Raw genomic sequence first — 14,749 nt, 5'->3', positions numbered from 1 at the left:
TCTGTTTAGCCTCCCATCACTTCGCCGCCGGCAACAGGGATTGCTTGGCCAGTTATTGCGCTTGCTTTTTCAGATGCCAGCCAAAGCACCGTATCGGCGACTTCCTGCGGTGTGACGAGCCTGCCTTGCGGGTTGGAACGGGCAAGGCTGGCGCGGGCATCATCAATTGAACGACCGGTTTTGCCACTGATCATTTCCACCGCATTGTCGAGCAGGGGCGTATCGGTAAAGCCGGGGCAGACGGCATTGACCGTGATATCGGTTCGCGCCAGTTCCAGCGCAAGCGATCGTGTCAGGCCAATCACGCCATGTTTGGCTGCACAATAGGCCGAAACATAAGGATAGCCGGTTAGCCCTGCCGTGCTGGCAATATTGATGATCCGGCCATTGCCGGAAAGGCGCAGTGAGGAAAGTGCCGCCTGTGTTACGATAAATGTGCCTGTCAGATTTACGCCGAGAACCCTGTTCCAAAGATCAAGGTCTGTCTTGTCAAAAGGTGCTGAGGGCGCTTCACCGGCGCAGTTAACAAGCACGCCGATTTCACCCGCAAAAGAAATGGATTTTGCGATATTCTGCTCGACTGAGGCAGCGTCCGTCACATCGAAACCGTCAAGAACCAAGGCTTCACCGCCCTTATCGACGATCAGGTTTTTGACCTCTGTAAGCGGCGCATGCCGCCGCCCGGCGAGCGTTACACGCATACCTTCCGCAGCCAAGGTCAGAGCTATGGACCGGCCGATGCCAGTGCCAGCGCCTGTGATGAATGCGTGCTTCTTTGCTTGGCTCATGGCTTGGCTGCCCGGGCCAGATTATTCACATATTGCGCCTTGGCCGAATAATATTGCTTGGGCCAAGGCTGATCGGCATAGCCGATCTTTGCAGCCTCATGCATGACGAAGGATGGATCAGCCAGATGCGGACGAGCCACGGCGCATAGGTCCGCACGTCCTGCGGCGATAATCGAATTGGCGTGATCGGCTTCGGAAATTGCGCCAACCGCAATTGTAGGAATTTGAATCTCATTGCGGATTTTGTCTGAGAACGGTGTCTGGAACAGGCGACCATAGACCGGCTGTTCTTCCTTAACGACCTGACCGGATGAGCAGTCAATCATATCTGCTCCGGCCTTCTTGAACATCTGCGCAAAGATTGCGGCATCTTCGGGTGTGTTCCCTCCTTCAAACCAGTCATTGGTCGAAAGGCGCACCGATATTGGCTTGTCATCCGGCCAGACTTTCCGGATGGCGTGAAATATTTCTAACGGGAAACGTGCGCGACCTGCGTGGTCGCCGCCATACTCATCTTCACGGTGATTGGTGAGGGGCGAAAGGAAGCTCGATAGAAGGTAGCCATGGGCTGCATGCAGTTCGAGCATATCGAAACCAAGATTACGTGCTCGTTGCGTTGCTTGCACAAAATCTGCCTTAACGCGATCCATATCATCCCTTGTCATGGCGCGAGGCGTATCGGAATTTTGCAGATAGGGCAGGGCTGACGCAGAGATAAGAGGCCAGCCGCCCTCGGCGACAGGCTGGTCAATGCCTTCCCATGCAACTTTGGTGGAACCCTTGCGGCCCGCATGGCCAAGCTGAATGCCGATCTTTGCTGACGTCTGTTGGTGCACGAAGTCAACAACCCGCTTCCATGCGGTTTCCTGTTCGTCGTTCCAAAGGCCAAGGCATCCCGGAGTGATACGCGCATCGGCGGAAACGCAAGTCATTTCCGGGAAAATCAGCGCTGCTCCACCCATGGCACGCGCGCCAAGATGCACCAGATGGAAATCATTGGGCAGGCCATCAGTGGCTGAGTACATTGCCATGGGCGAAACCATGATGCGATTATGCAAGGTCAGGCCGCGAATTTTGAACGGCGTGAACATGGGCGGGGGCACGGAACCGTTCGACGAGGGATTGACCCCTGCGCGTTCTGCAAACCAGCGCTCGAAACCTTCCAGCCAGTCCTTGTCCCGCAGCCGCAGGTTTTCGTGGCTGATGCGCTGCGAGCGGGTCAGCATGGAATACATGAATTGTTCTGGTTCAAGAGTATCCGCATAGCGTGTGCCGACCACCTCGAACCATTCCATCGCATTGCGCGCTGCATTCTGGATGCGCGCGACATCAACACGGCGCACATCCTCATAGGCGGCTAGAACCGCAGGAATATTGGCTTTGTCATGGCCCGCAATATCAAACTGCCGGGTAAGCTCGATAGCGTCATCAATGGCAAGTTTGGTTCCAGAGCCAATGGCGAAATGGGCCGTATGGGCGCTGTCACCCATGAGAACCACATGGCTTTTGCCGTTAAAATGGCTCCATTTCTCGCAGATCAGGCGGCCAAAATTAAGCCAGGCGGAACCGCGCAGATGGCGCGCATTGGTCATTAATTTGTGACCATCAAGCGTCTCGGCAAACAGCTTTTCGCAAAAGGCAATGGATGCGTCCTGATCCATCTTGTCGAGGCCATGGGCCTTGAATACTTCATCTGTCGTTTCAACGATGAAGGTGGATGTGTTCTCGTCGAACCGATAGATATGCGCCTGAAACCACCCATGTTCGGTTTTCTGGAAATCGAAGGTGAAGGCGTCAAAACGCTTATCCGTTCCCAGCCAGACAAAGCGATTGGGCCGAACCACCATATCGGGGCGGAAGATGTCGGTATATTTTGTGCGAATGCGCGAATTCACCCCATCAGAGGCGATGATCAGATCGGCGTCAGGAAATTCTTCGTCGCCATTTACGTCTTTTTCGAAGAGGAGTTCCACACCAAGTTCAAGGCAGCGATCCTGCAGGATGTTCAGCATTTTCTTGCGGCCGATACCGACAAAACCGTGACCGCTGGTGCGAATCTTCCGGCCCTTGAACACCAGTTCAATATCATCCCAGTGGTTGAATGCTACTTCAATTGTCTCGGCTGTCTGCGGGTCCCATTGGCGCATTGACTGCATGGTTGCATCGGAGAAAACGACCCCCCAGCCGAATGTATCAAACGCACGGTTACGCTCCACGACAGTGATGTGGTGTTCGGGATGCTGGCGCTTCATGAGAAGAGCAAAATAGAGGCCGGCAGGGCCGCCACCAATACAGACAATCCGCATGCTTGTTCCTCCAAAAGACTGGCGATGCTTTCCCGCTTATGCGTTTGCGCTTCTCGTCAGCCGTTAAAACCCAAAATGAACCGGTTACAAATAAATTTCAAGCTTAAAATATATTTGTATGAGATGATGTTTGTGGTCGCGATTTTGCGCGCCAGTCAAACGCCCAAATATCGATCTTGAAGCGCGGGAGTGAGTTGCTCGGGCGTGCCGGCAAAGACGGTTGTGCCTTTTTCCAAGACAAAGCAACGATCGGCCACGGGCAGCAACTCCGCCAGCGTTTTATCAACAACAAGGATCGACTGTCCCGCAGCCTTCAGCTTTCTAATAGCTGCCCATATGTCCTGCCGGATGACCGGAGCCAGACCCTCTGTGGCCTCGTCGAGCACAAGCAGGCTGGGGTTTGTCATAAGCGCCCGGCCGATGGCGAGCATCTGTTGCTCACCGCCGGACAATGTATTGGCGAACTGGTCGCGGCGCTCATTCAGGCGCGGAAATAATTCGCCAACTTTCTGTACAGTCCACTCATTGCCCCTTGCGGCAGCCAAAAGGTTTTCAAGCACTGTCAGATTGGAAAAGCAGCGCCTGCCTTCCGGCACCAGTCCCAGCCCGAGCCGGGCTATCTTGTGCGGTCGCAGACTGGTTACCTGTTTGCCAGCAAAGCTGATAGCGCCGGAGCGCGCACGGACAAGACCGAAGATCGAATTGATGGTTGTCGTTTTACCCATTCCGTTGCGGCCCATCAGCGCGACGACTTCGCCTTCATTCACGTCCAGATCAACGCCGAACAATGCCTGCGAAGCACCGTAAAACGTCTCCAGGCTTTTGATGCTGAGAAGTGTCATGCGGCTTCTCCGAGATAGGCCCGGCGCACTTCGGGATCGTTGCGAATGTCATCAACTGTTCCCGACGCGATAATGCGCCCGTAAACCAGAACAGATATGCGATCAGCAAGGGCAAATACGGCATCCATATCATGTTCGACAAGCAGGATTGGTGCCTCATGGCGCAGGCCATCGAGAAATCCGGTCAAGGTCTTGGAGCCTTCCGGACCCATACCCGCCATGGGCTCGTCGAAAAGGAATGCTTTTGATCCAAGTGCCAGCGCAATGGCAATTTCAAGCTGGCGGCGTTCACCGTGGGATAGTTCAGCCGCAGGCAGGTTTGCACGCTTGGCCAAGCCAACGCGCTCCAGCATTGCCATAGCAGGCTCCTTCAAACTCTTGTCAGTCATCACGGGGCGGAAGAAACGAATGCTTGAGCCCTGCCGCGCCTGCACGGCCAGCATAACATTGCGTAAAGCGGAAAATTCCGGAGCAAGCGACGATATCTGGAAACTGCGACCAAGGCCGCGACGGGCGCGCTCGGGCATGCCGAGCCCTACCATATCCTCACCGAGAAAGCGGATCGTGCCGCTATCCTGCCGGATGGAGCCGGATATCTGGTGGATGAGTGTGCTCTTGCCAGCGCCATTGGGTCCAATCAGGGCATGGATTTCGCCGGGGCGCAGATCAAGGCTCACGCCATCGGTCGCTTTCAAGGCACCGAAGCTCTTGCGCAGCTCTCTAATTTCGAGGATGGGCTCAACCATGACGCGCCTTTCCTGCAAGAAGCCCAAGCAATCCGCCGCGCGCGAAAAGCACTACGCCAAGTAGAATGAGGCCGAGAAAGAATTGCCATCTCTCTGTAATGCCGCCGAGCGTATACTCGAACAGAACATAAAGCATGGCACCGGCAAGAGGGCCAAAGAGCCTGCCTTTACCGCCCAAGATAATAAGCACAATCAACTCGCCGGACATGTGCCATGACAGCATTGAAGGGCTGGCAAACCGGTTCAGATCGGCAAAGAGTGCGCCTGCCAGACCGGTCACCATGGCCGAGATGATAAAGGCTATGAGCCTGATATTGAAAGGTGCAATGCCAACCGCAGCAAGCCGCGTATCATTCTGCCTTGCTGTTTGCAGCGCTGCACCGAAACGCGAGCCGCGGATGAGCGCAAATAGGCCCATCGCCAGAAGCAGCAATGCGTAACAGATGAGAAAAAAGGGCAGGGGCTTTGCCGTATTGATCAGCGGAAATGAGTTGCGAACGGATAGGGATAAGCCATCCTCGCCGCCATAGGCGGGCCATGAAATAGCGAAGTAATAGATCATTTGCGCGAAGGCGAGAGTGATCATGATGAAATAAACGCCTGAAGTACGCAGACTGATCGCGCCGATAGGCAGTGCCACCAGTCCGCAGACAGTGAGCGCGATCAGCCATATCCATGGCATTGAAGTGGTGCCCTCAAAGCCAAAGAGCATGGGTTCCGCGTTGAAGGCGTGGGTGGCCAGAATACCGGCCGCATAGCCGCCTATCCCAAAGAAGGCTGCATGTCCGAAGGATACCAGCCCGCCAAGTCCAAGCGCTATATTCAATCCGACAGCGGCAAGGGCCAGAATGGCAACACGGGTGGATAGTGTGACGTAGAATGGTTCGCCGACAGCAATGGCGATCAGCGGGACAGCCAGCAATATCACTGCCAGAACTAAATTAATGATGGTTTCGCGTGCGATCATGAGCTTGTGATCCTTACGCGGCAAACAGGCCGCGCGGCCGGAATGCGAGGATCAGGGCCATGACAATATAGATCAGCATGGAAGCGAGTGCGCCACCGACCATTCCGGCCTGTGCGGCGGGAAGGATCAGTGCGAGAGTCTTGGGCAAGAGAAAGCGCCCCATTGTATCAATGAGGCCGACAAGAACAGCGCCAATCAGTGCGCCCTTTATGGAGCCGATACCACCGATGACGATGACCACGAAAGCGAGGATGAGAACGGGCTCCCCCATGCCGACCTGAACTGACTGCAAAGCACCGACCAATGCGCCTGCCAGTCCGGCCAATGCCGCTCCAAGCGCAAAGACGATGGTATAGAGCGTCTGGATATCAATTCCGAGCGCTGCGATCATCTCGCGGTCAGACTCGCCCGCTCTTATGCGCATACCAAGCCTGGTGCGCGAAATGAGGAGATAAAGTCCAAGCGCGACAGCAATGCCCACCGCGATGATGGCAAGGCGGTAAAGCTGATATTGCCCGCCTCCGGGCAGAGAAACAGCTCCCTGCAGAAGGGGCGGAATATCCAGATAAAGCGGAAAGGATCCAAAAATCCAACGCGATCCTTCCGAGAAGATCAGGATCAGCGCAAAAGTCGCCAGGACCTGATCGAGATGGTCACGGTCGTATAGTCGCCTGATGACCACCACTTCCATAATAGCGCCCGCCGCTGCTGCCGCGGCAAGACTGGCAATGAGCCCCAGCCAAAACGAACCTGTGGCCGAGGCTACAACCGCGCAAGCGAAAGCTCCGATCATATAAAGCGAGCCATGGGCGAGATTTATCAGCCCCATCACGCCGAAAATCAGCGTCAGGCCAGCCGCCATGAGGAACAGCATCACTCCGAGCTGTAGCCCGTTGAGAAGTTGCTCGATGAGAAGTGCAGTGGACAAGGCAGCGTTCCCGGATTCAGCGCAGGGTTAAACAGGACACCCGCCGCAGCGCGGCGGGCTCAATGTGGCAGATGCGGATTACATCTTGCACTTGTCTGCGTAAGCATCCTTGTGGTCTTCAAAGGCAGTCGCCACGATCTTATTGGTCAAAACGCCATCCTCCTTCACCACTTCGCGCACATAGACGTTCTGGATCGGATGGTTATTATTATTGAACACAAACTTGCCGCGCACCGACTTGAAGTCCGCCGCTTTGAGCGCTGCCTTGAACGCATCCTTATCCTTTACGCTGGCTTTCGACAGGGCTGCAAGAATGAGGTTTGCCGTATCCCAGCTTTGTGCCGCATAGATCGAAGGCAAGCGCTTATATTCAGTCTTGAAGGCTTCGACGAACTTCTTATTGGCGTCATTGTCGAGATCTTTCGACCATGTCGCCGAATTCTTCACACCTAGCGCCGCATCGCCAATAGCCCCCAGCACATCCTGGTCGAACGAGAAGCCCGGTCCCATAACAGGCGTCTTGACGCCGGATTGCGCGTACTGCTTCATGAAGGAAATTCCCATGCCGCCGGGCAAGAAAAAGAATACGGAGTCGGCACCTGAATCACGGATCTGTGCGATTTCAGCCGCATAATCAGTCTGACCAACCTGGGTATAAACCTCGCCGGCAAGTTCACCCTTATAGAAGCGTTTGAAACCAGTTAGTGCATCCTTGCCTGCAGGATAGTTGGGCGCAAGAATGAAGGTCTTTTTGTAGTCCTTGTTGGCGTACTGGCCCATGGCTTCATGAAAATTGTCATTCTGATAGGCCACGTTGAAATAGTTCGCGTTGCAGTTCGCGCCCGCCAGTGCCGAGGGCCCGGCATTTGGCGAAAGATAGATAATATCCTGCGCAACAGTATTTGGCACAACGGCCATGGCAAGGTTGGACCAGATAATACCTGTCAGCAGGTCAACCTTGTCGCTTTGGATCATTTTTTCTGCCAGTTGCACTGCAATTTCAGGCTTCTGTGCATCGTCCTCGATAACAAGTTCGATATCCTTGTTTCCGGATTGCTTCATGGCCAGAGTGAAGGCATCGCGCATGTCGATACCAAGACCGGCTCCACCACCGGAGAGCGTGGTTATAACGCCGATTTTTACCGGTTCCGCATAGGCAGCGCTGGCCAATGCAAGGCTTAACATACTGGTTGCCAGAATTTTCTTCATATCATTCCCCTTTATAGGTGTTCCCGTTATTTGTTGTTGTTTGGTCGTGGAGCGGTGAGCGAACTTTCCAGAATTCCAGACAGAGTTCAACCTCTGATAAGAGCCCTTACGGTGCCTCTCCTGTTCGCAGCCTGAATCGTTGTACTTTGCCGGTCTGGGTCTTTGGTAGACTGTCAATAAACTTCACGGAACGCGGATATTTATAGGGCGCAATCAGCGTCTTCACGTAATCCTGCAAACGCTTGATAGTGGCATCATCCCGCGTCGTTCCCTCGATCAGAACGACGAATGCCTCGACGATCTGCCCGCGCTCATTGTCCGGTTGGCCAACGACCGCGCATTCGAGAACTTCAGGGTGCGATAGCAGGGCCGCTTCCACCTCAGGACCGGCTACATTATAACCGGCTGTCAGGATGATATCGTCCGAGCGCGCAGCGAAGTGGAAGAATCCGTCCTCATCCTGATAAAAGGCGTCGCCGGTCAGGTTCCAGCCGTCGCGGACATATTCGGTCTGACGGTCGTCGGCCATATAGCGGCATCCCGTCGGTCCGCGCACTGCAAGTTTGCCGATTGTGCCCCGAGGTACCTCGCGCATGTCCTTGTCCACGATCCGGGCGGTATAGCCGCTCACCGGCTTTCCGGTGGAAGAGGGCATCAGGTCGGCAAATCGATTGGAAATGAAAATGTGCAACATTTCCGTAGCGCCAATGCCATCGAGAATCGGCCTGCCGGTCTTTTTCGTCCATTCTTCAAAGACAGGGCCGGGAAGAGTTTCGCCCGCCGAAACAGCCACTCGCAGGGAGGAAAGATCCGCTCCCTCATCCATAGCTTTCAGCATGGCCCGATAAGCCGTTGGAGCGGTAAAGCTTATTGTTGCCTTATAAGTTTCAATGATTTCGATCATATTGGGTGGAGTGGCATTCTCCAGCAAAGTTGCGGCTGCTCCGAACCGCAGCGGGAAGATTGCAAGACCGCCGAGACCGAAGGTGAAGGCCAAAGGTGGCGAACCGACGAATACATCGTCTGGTGTGACACCCAGCACTTCCTTTGCATAGGCATCGGCGATGATAAGAAGATCGCGATGGAAATGCATGGTGGCCTTTGGCACACCGGTGGTGCCCGAAGTAAACCCGAGCAATGCAACATCGTCCCGGCCAGTCTGCACGGCAGAAAATTCGTGAGGTTTGCCCAAGGCGGCGCGGTCAAGCTCTGCGTCATGGCTGGCGGTGCCGTCAAAGCCGATCACTTGCTTGAGAAATACGCTGTCCTTGGCGCAGGCAATCAACTCATCCATCAGGCGCGTGTCGCAAAGTGCCAGCGATATTTCTGCCTTATCGATGATTTTAGTCAGTTCTCCGGAACGGAGCATGGGCATCGTATTGACGACAACGGCACCGGCTTTGGTGGCCGCAAGCCAGCAAGCCACCATAGCAGGATTGTTGGCAGAGCGGATTAACACCCGGTTGCCCGGCTTTATACCATAATTGGCAACGAGCGCATGAGCCAACTGGCTGGTCCACTCGGAAAGCTCCCGATAGCTACGCCTGCGGCCATTGCCTATCAGGGCAGTGCGGTCACCAAAGCCTTTTTCCACCATGCGGTCGGTCAGCTCGACCGCGGCATTGAGATAGTCGGGATAGTCAAATCCATCGAGACAGAATTCCGGCCACAGTTCTGGTGGCGGAAGATTATCCCGCGTAAATGTATCGGTATGAGCTGTCGGTCCTAGCATTCTGCGGCTTCCCCTGCCTGCTTTCGGTCATGTCCCGGCTTCTTTGTCCGGTCATGTTGCCTGGTTCATGTTTCCCAATTGCTGCGAAATGATTTGAGCATGACAGCAAGATGGCGCGCGTCTTCATCGCCAATGCCGCCAAGCAGTTCACCCACCCATTTTTCGTGTTCCGTTGCGATCTGCCGAAAGAGGGTCAAACCTGAATCGGTCAATCTGACAATCGATGTGCGGCGATCACCCTCGCGGCTGGATCGAACCACAAGTCCGTCCGTTACCAACCTGTCGACGATCACCGTGACATTGCCGTTCGAGACCAGCAGAAAGCGCGAAAGGTCGCTCATCAGCAGGCCTTCAGGCTCGCGATTAAGAGCGGCCATCACGTCAAAGCGGGGCAGCGTCATGTCAAATGCAGATTTCAGCCGCAGGCGTAATTCGTTTTCAATTGTTCTCGATGCGCGCAGCAAGCGGATCCACAAACGGAGCCGATCCTTGTTGCCGAGGCCCGTATGTTGTGCGGTTTTCGAAGCGCCAGTATCGTTCATCGGTCACCACTGTTGGAGGCGAAGTTAATTCCAGACGTGCCATGCTTTGCTTTGACCACTGTGACTTCTCCAAGCTGACTTTATGCAGCATGACACAGCTCAAAATTATTTCAAGTATGAAGTTTTAAGGTTGAAATAATTTCAGCCGATTGAGACGGAAAATATAACGAATGTAGCAAGCCCGTTTGGAGCAATTCGTATATAATATGACTTGAATGCTCATATTATATACGCTAGTCAACCCGCTCATAAACGATGGTTTCCCTCTGAGGTCGGGCAGGATTTATAATGCAGAATACCCGTTTGACAGCAACCGCGCGGGTCAATCTCCCCACGCCGCTACACTATCTCAATCAATTGGCAGATCACTTTGCTGAGCATGGCGATGTTGTGCGGACGGAACGCACGGGCCAGATAGAGTTAAGCTACGGCACAGCAACAATCGAAGCCGACGAAGAATCCTTGTTGCTTCGCGCGGAAAGCGTCGATGAAACCGGCCTTGCATATATGAAGTATGCCATCGCCGACCATGTTATCGAATTTGCGCGTAAGGAAGACCCCAAAATCATATGGGCTGGTCATGGTGCAGCAGGAAGTCAGTTGCCATACTTTCGCGAGATGCGTGTTCTATCGGCAAAGAACATTTCCCCGAATATGAGGCGGGTGCGCTTGTGCGGCAAGGATATGCAGAGGTTTGCCTATGGCGGCATGCATGTCCGCATTCTTATCCCACCGGCGGACATAGAGGTTCCGCAATGGCCTGTAACCGGTGAGGATGGCCGCCCGGTCTGGCCAGAAGGCGATCACAAGTTGATTTCCCGCGTTTATACCATTCGCGAGATCAATCCCGAAAGCGGTGAGGTTGATATTGATGTGGTGATACATGACGGCACGCCCGGGTCCGAATGGGCGCTGGGTGCGGCTGAAGGCGATGTCGTCGGTATGACGGGCCCAGGTGGCGGCGATGCTGATGACGCGGATTGGTATTTGCTGGCAGGCGATGAAACGGCTTTGCCTGCCATTGGCCGGATCATTGAGCGGTTGCCCCGGAACGTGAAGGTTGTTGCGCGCATCGAGGTGGATAGTTCTGCGGACGAGCAAATTTTCAATTCTCAATGCAGCCTTGATCTGCAATGGCTGCATCGCAACGGTGCTGCAGCCGGAACGGTGACATTGCTTCAGGATGCCGTAAAAGCCGTCGCGCTACCTTCAAATGGCGAGCGGATATTTGTATGGTCAGGTTGTGAATTTAATGGCTTCAAAGCTATTCGCAATTATGTGCGCAAAGATCTGAAGCTTGCAAGAACGCAACATTTGGTTGTTTCCTACTGGCGACGCGGCGTTGCCGACGAATAGTTCGCTGTTTGATACAGCGACCTAAATCTTTGTAACTACGCAATTCCAGATGCAAAACCGCTTCACACTTTTGCTGGAATTGCTCTAGGGGCCGAAATGACATTCCATCCACGCATGACAAGCCGGGTAGAAGGTATTTCGCTGGTTGAGGAACTCAAGTGGCGTTCCTGGACTGGCGTGATCGCCGATGTCTGGTCTGTCAGGTGTGATCCCGACGCCAATGGTGAATATGTCTCCGAAGACCCACGCCTGTTTGTCATCCTCGACAAGTCCGGTCCCGGCAATTTCAACCTTTCTCTTGACCCGGCAATCCGGTGGGTCAGCCAAGCATGTACACCGCATTCCATGAGTTACATTCCAGCAGGATTGCCCATTTGGGGGCACCTTGAGAATGTACAATATTTGCGGCACCTGGATCTGCATCTTGACGTAGGTACTTTGCGGCGGCGTTTTGCCGATGAATTCATCGGCGACAGGCTCTCCATCCCCCGCATCATGTTCTCCAATGATAAAATAGCATCTCTTTCCCGGCTGATAGCTGACGAATGTGTCAGCGAGCGACCGCTCCACGCTCTCTATGGCGATGGTTTGACGATGGCTCTTTTTGTCGAACTTTTTCAAATAGGCGAGATAAAGAAACGTCAACGCAGTCAATTATCGCCGCGGCAACTGCGCGCCGTCACAACTTATATCGAGGAACATTGCCTGCGAAATATCCGCTTGCAGGAACTTGCTGATCTGGCCGGTCTTTCCCAATCCTATTTCAGCCACGCGTTCAAAGCGTCCACGGGCGTTGCACCGCATCAATGGCAAATGAGTGCGCGCATCAGGAAAGTACAATTGCTGTTGAGCAAATCAAATGCCTCTTTGACGAATGTTGCCTCAGCTACCGGTTTTTCTGATCAGGCGCATCTGACGCGCGTGTTCAAGCGCTTGGTCGGCGTGACACCAGCCGTATGGCAGCGAGAGCGTAGCTGATACCACCACGCTGAATAACGGACCAAAAACATTCAAATTACAGCAGAAAGCATCAATCCTGCGGCAATAAGTTGATATATGAACTCAACTTATATTATACGCGATAAATGACTGGTTCATCCACCGGCAGGTCGCGTTGGCGGGCATTTGCAGGGGCTTATCATGCGCAGTACATACAAATCATCACTTATATTATTGTTGGGCAGTTCGGCTGCTTTGTTATCCTTGTCGGCGGCGAATGCTCAAACAGCCGACTCTACTATCCGTTTGAATGAGATCGTTATCGAAAGCGGTGGGGATGGCTCCGCTACCGGCCCGCTAACAGGGTTCGTGCCAAAGCGTACCGCTACCGGCTCAAAAACCAGCACGTCGATTGAAGACATACCCCAGTCAGTTTCGATTGTTGGACGAGACCAGATTGACGCGCAGGGCGCCCAGAAAATCGATGAGGCATTGCGCTACAGCGCAGGTGTATTTGCGCAACCATTCGGTGTCGATAATGATACGAACTGGATTTACATTCGCGGTTTCGATGCGACCGCGAAGGGCACTTATCTCGATGGTCTACAGAACTTCAGCTATGGCTTTGGAGGCTTCCTCATCGACTCCTTCGGGATCGAGCGCATTGAGGTTTTGAAGGGCCCTGCATCTGTTCTTTATGGCGGGAGCAATCCCGGTGGTATCGTCAATTATATCAGCAAGCGACCGAATGGTGAGCGTATCCGTTATGTCGAAACTGGCATTAACAGCTATGGAAACGGATATATTGGCTTTGACTTTGCCGATAAGGCTTCAGACGCGGTTGACTACCGCATTAACGGTAAGATTGGCGGCGGCGACAATTACACGGATTTTTCCGAAGAATTTCGTGGCGTCATCAATCCAAGCATTACCTGGAAGCCGGATGATGCAACCAAGCTGACACTGAGCGCCAACTATACCCACCTTGATGCTACCCATGATGGTGGCGGTTTCCTGCCCTATTACGGCACCGTGGTACCCACCAAATTTGGAAAGATCGACCCGAAATCAAATTTCACGGAACCGTCAATTGATCGATACGATCGAGAACAAGCCTCGATCGGCTACGAGTTTGAGCATGAATTCGACAATGACTGGACGTTTCGTCAAAATGCCCGCTACGGCCATAGCAGTGTCAAAGAACACTCGCTCTACGCATTTGGCTATGCAAGTGGTCCATTTGGTTTTGCAGAACAACCAGACCTCACCGATAATCTGTCGCGGATAGATTTCGAACACGATACGACTGTAAACAATGTTCTGATCGACAATCAGCTGGAAGGGGTTGTTAATACGGGTGCGATTGAACACACCCTGCTGTTCGGCGCTGAGTATAAATACTTTAATATCGATCAGGTGCAGATAAGCGGTAGCGGTACGCCGATCAGCGCAGGCGATCCAGTCCACGGTGCTCCACAAGCTTCTCTTGGAGAGCCCTATATCGATCAGGTGATAAAGCAGCATCAGGTCGGGATTTATGCTCAGGATCAGTTGCGGTTCGGCGACGGCTGGCTGGTTACGTTGAACGGGCGTTATGATTATGTAGACACAGAAGCTACCGGGCTTCCAACCTATAAGGGCAATGAAGGTCGGGCGAGTGGACGGGCTGGTATTGCCTATGATTTCGCCAATGGCATTACGCCCTATGCCAGTATTGCAACTTTTTTCAGTCCGGAGATTGGCGTTACCGGCAATCTCGAATTTTTCAAGCCGGAAACGGGACAGCAATATGAAGTTGGCGTGAAGTATCGTCCTGAGTGGTTTGACGGGCTAATTACCGCGTCGCTATTCGATCTTACGAAGAAGAATGTTGTAACGGGCGGCTTCCGGCAGGAAACGCAGATAGGCGAGGTAAATTCTCGCGGCTTTGAGATCGAAGCCCAGGCAAATATCAATGATGCGTGGAAAGTAACAGCAGCTTTCACCGCTTATGATCTGGAAGTGAAGGATGATGCCGATGAAAGCATTATCGGCAAACGTCCATATCTTCTGCCAGAGACTCAAGCCTCTGTTTTTGCTCAATATACGGTTCCAACCGGGAAACTTGCTGGGCTGGCGCTCGGCGCTGGTGTCCGTTATGTAGGCTCCAGCTACGCAGACAAAGCCAATACGCTTAAAGTTCCGGACGTAACTCTGCTTGACCTGAAGATCGGCTACAAGAAAGACAATTGGGGCGTTGATCTGAATGTCACCAATGTTTTCGATAAAGAGTTTGTTTCAGGCTGTCAGGGTGTAAATGTCTGTGCCTATGGTGAGGGACGCAAAGCACTTCTCAAAGCTCACATGACCTGGTGAGCGTCGTTTATAATTGCTTGCGGGATCACCAGATGGCCT

General features: G+C 53.5%; 12 protein-coding genes. 3 read left to right on the top strand and 9 right to left on the bottom strand.

The genetic code is table 11. The annotated features are described in order from the left end of the window. Positions 1-5 precede the first annotated feature (5 nt). The 9 genes from V9K95_RS13925 to V9K95_RS13885 all read right to left on the bottom strand — a co-directional run bounded on the left by V9K95_RS13925 (position 6) and on the right by V9K95_RS13885 (position 10,060). A complete protein-coding gene (locus V9K95_RS13925; RefSeq protein ID WP_336442150.1) occupies positions 6-788 on the bottom strand; it encodes an SDR family NAD(P)-dependent oxidoreductase in 783 nt (260 codons plus the stop codon). Then, positions 785-3,094, bottom strand: a complete 2,310-nt coding sequence (locus tag V9K95_RS13920) for a bifunctional salicylyl-CoA 5-hydroxylase/oxidoreductase (protein ID WP_336442151.1) — start codon at positions 3,092-3,094, stop codon at positions 785-787. The genes V9K95_RS13925 and V9K95_RS13920 overlap by 4 nt, the downstream gene beginning before the upstream one ends. 155 nt (positions 3,095-3,249) lie before the next feature. Then, positions 3,250-3,936: an ABC transporter ATP-binding protein gene (locus tag V9K95_RS13915; protein WP_336442152.1), complete on the bottom strand. Its 687-nt coding sequence runs from the start codon at positions 3,934-3,936 to the stop codon at positions 3,250-3,252. Further along, entirely contained in the window at positions 3,933-4,682 is a 750-nt protein-coding gene (locus tag V9K95_RS13910) for an ABC transporter ATP-binding protein (RefSeq protein WP_336442153.1), read from the bottom strand. Before V9K95_RS13910 ends, V9K95_RS13915 begins: the two co-directional genes overlap by 4 nt. Continuing rightward, positions 4,675-5,649 carry a branched-chain amino acid ABC transporter permease gene (locus V9K95_RS13905; protein ID WP_307275574.1) on the bottom strand — a complete coding sequence of 325 codons (975 nt, stop codon included), beginning with the start codon at positions 5,647-5,649 and terminating at the stop codon, positions 4,675-4,677. Before V9K95_RS13905 ends, V9K95_RS13910 begins: the two co-directional genes overlap by 8 nt. 13 nt (positions 5,650-5,662) lie before the next feature. Next, the gene (locus tag V9K95_RS13900; protein WP_307275570.1) at positions 5,663-6,577 is read right to left on the bottom strand and encodes a branched-chain amino acid ABC transporter permease; all 915 of its coding nucleotides are present in this window, start codon (positions 6,575-6,577) and stop codon (positions 5,663-5,665) included. Positions 6,578-6,655: 78 nt separating this feature from the next. Continuing rightward, the gene (locus V9K95_RS13895) at positions 6,656-7,786 is read right to left on the bottom strand and encodes an ABC transporter substrate-binding protein (protein WP_307275568.1); all 1,131 of its coding nucleotides are present in this window, start codon (positions 7,784-7,786) and stop codon (positions 6,656-6,658) included. A 106-nt stretch (positions 7,787-7,892) separates the two neighbouring features. Beyond that, the gene (locus tag V9K95_RS13890) at positions 7,893-9,518 is read right to left on the bottom strand and encodes an AMP-binding protein (RefSeq protein WP_307275565.1); all 1,626 of its coding nucleotides are present in this window, start codon (positions 9,516-9,518) and stop codon (positions 7,893-7,895) included. Between the two features lie 65 nt (positions 9,519-9,583). Continuing rightward, entirely contained in the window at positions 9,584-10,060 is a 477-nt protein-coding gene (locus V9K95_RS13885; protein ID WP_307275560.1) for a MarR family winged helix-turn-helix transcriptional regulator, read from the bottom strand. Positions 10,061-10,348: 288 nt separating this feature from the next. Between V9K95_RS13885 and V9K95_RS13880 the strand changes: the two genes are divergently transcribed. The 3 genes from V9K95_RS13880 to V9K95_RS13870 all read left to right on the top strand — a co-directional run bounded on the left by V9K95_RS13880 (position 10,349) and on the right by V9K95_RS13870 (position 14,710). Further along, positions 10,349-11,416, top strand: a complete 1,068-nt coding sequence (locus V9K95_RS13880) for a siderophore-interacting protein (protein WP_336442154.1) — start codon at positions 10,349-10,351, stop codon at positions 11,414-11,416. A 96-nt stretch (positions 11,417-11,512) separates the two neighbouring features. Continuing rightward, entirely contained in the window at positions 11,513-12,394 is an 882-nt protein-coding gene (locus V9K95_RS13875) for a helix-turn-helix domain-containing protein (RefSeq protein WP_115053373.1), read from the top strand. Positions 12,395-12,556: 162 nt separating this feature from the next. Continuing rightward, positions 12,557-14,710 carry a TonB-dependent siderophore receptor gene (locus V9K95_RS13870; RefSeq protein WP_336442155.1) on the top strand — a complete coding sequence of 718 codons (2,154 nt, stop codon included), beginning with the start codon at positions 12,557-12,559 and terminating at the stop codon, positions 14,708-14,710. Positions 14,711-14,749 lie beyond the last annotated feature (39 nt).

It is taken from the genome of Phyllobacterium sp. CCNWLW183 (genome assembly GCF_037203775.1).
In the GTDB taxonomy this organism is placed as follows: Bacteria; Pseudomonadota; Alphaproteobacteria; order Rhizobiales; family Rhizobiaceae; genus Phyllobacterium; species Phyllobacterium ifriqiyense.
The sequence above is the reverse complement of the archived record's forward strand: the minus strand, read 5'-3'. Positions and strand labels throughout refer to the sequence as shown.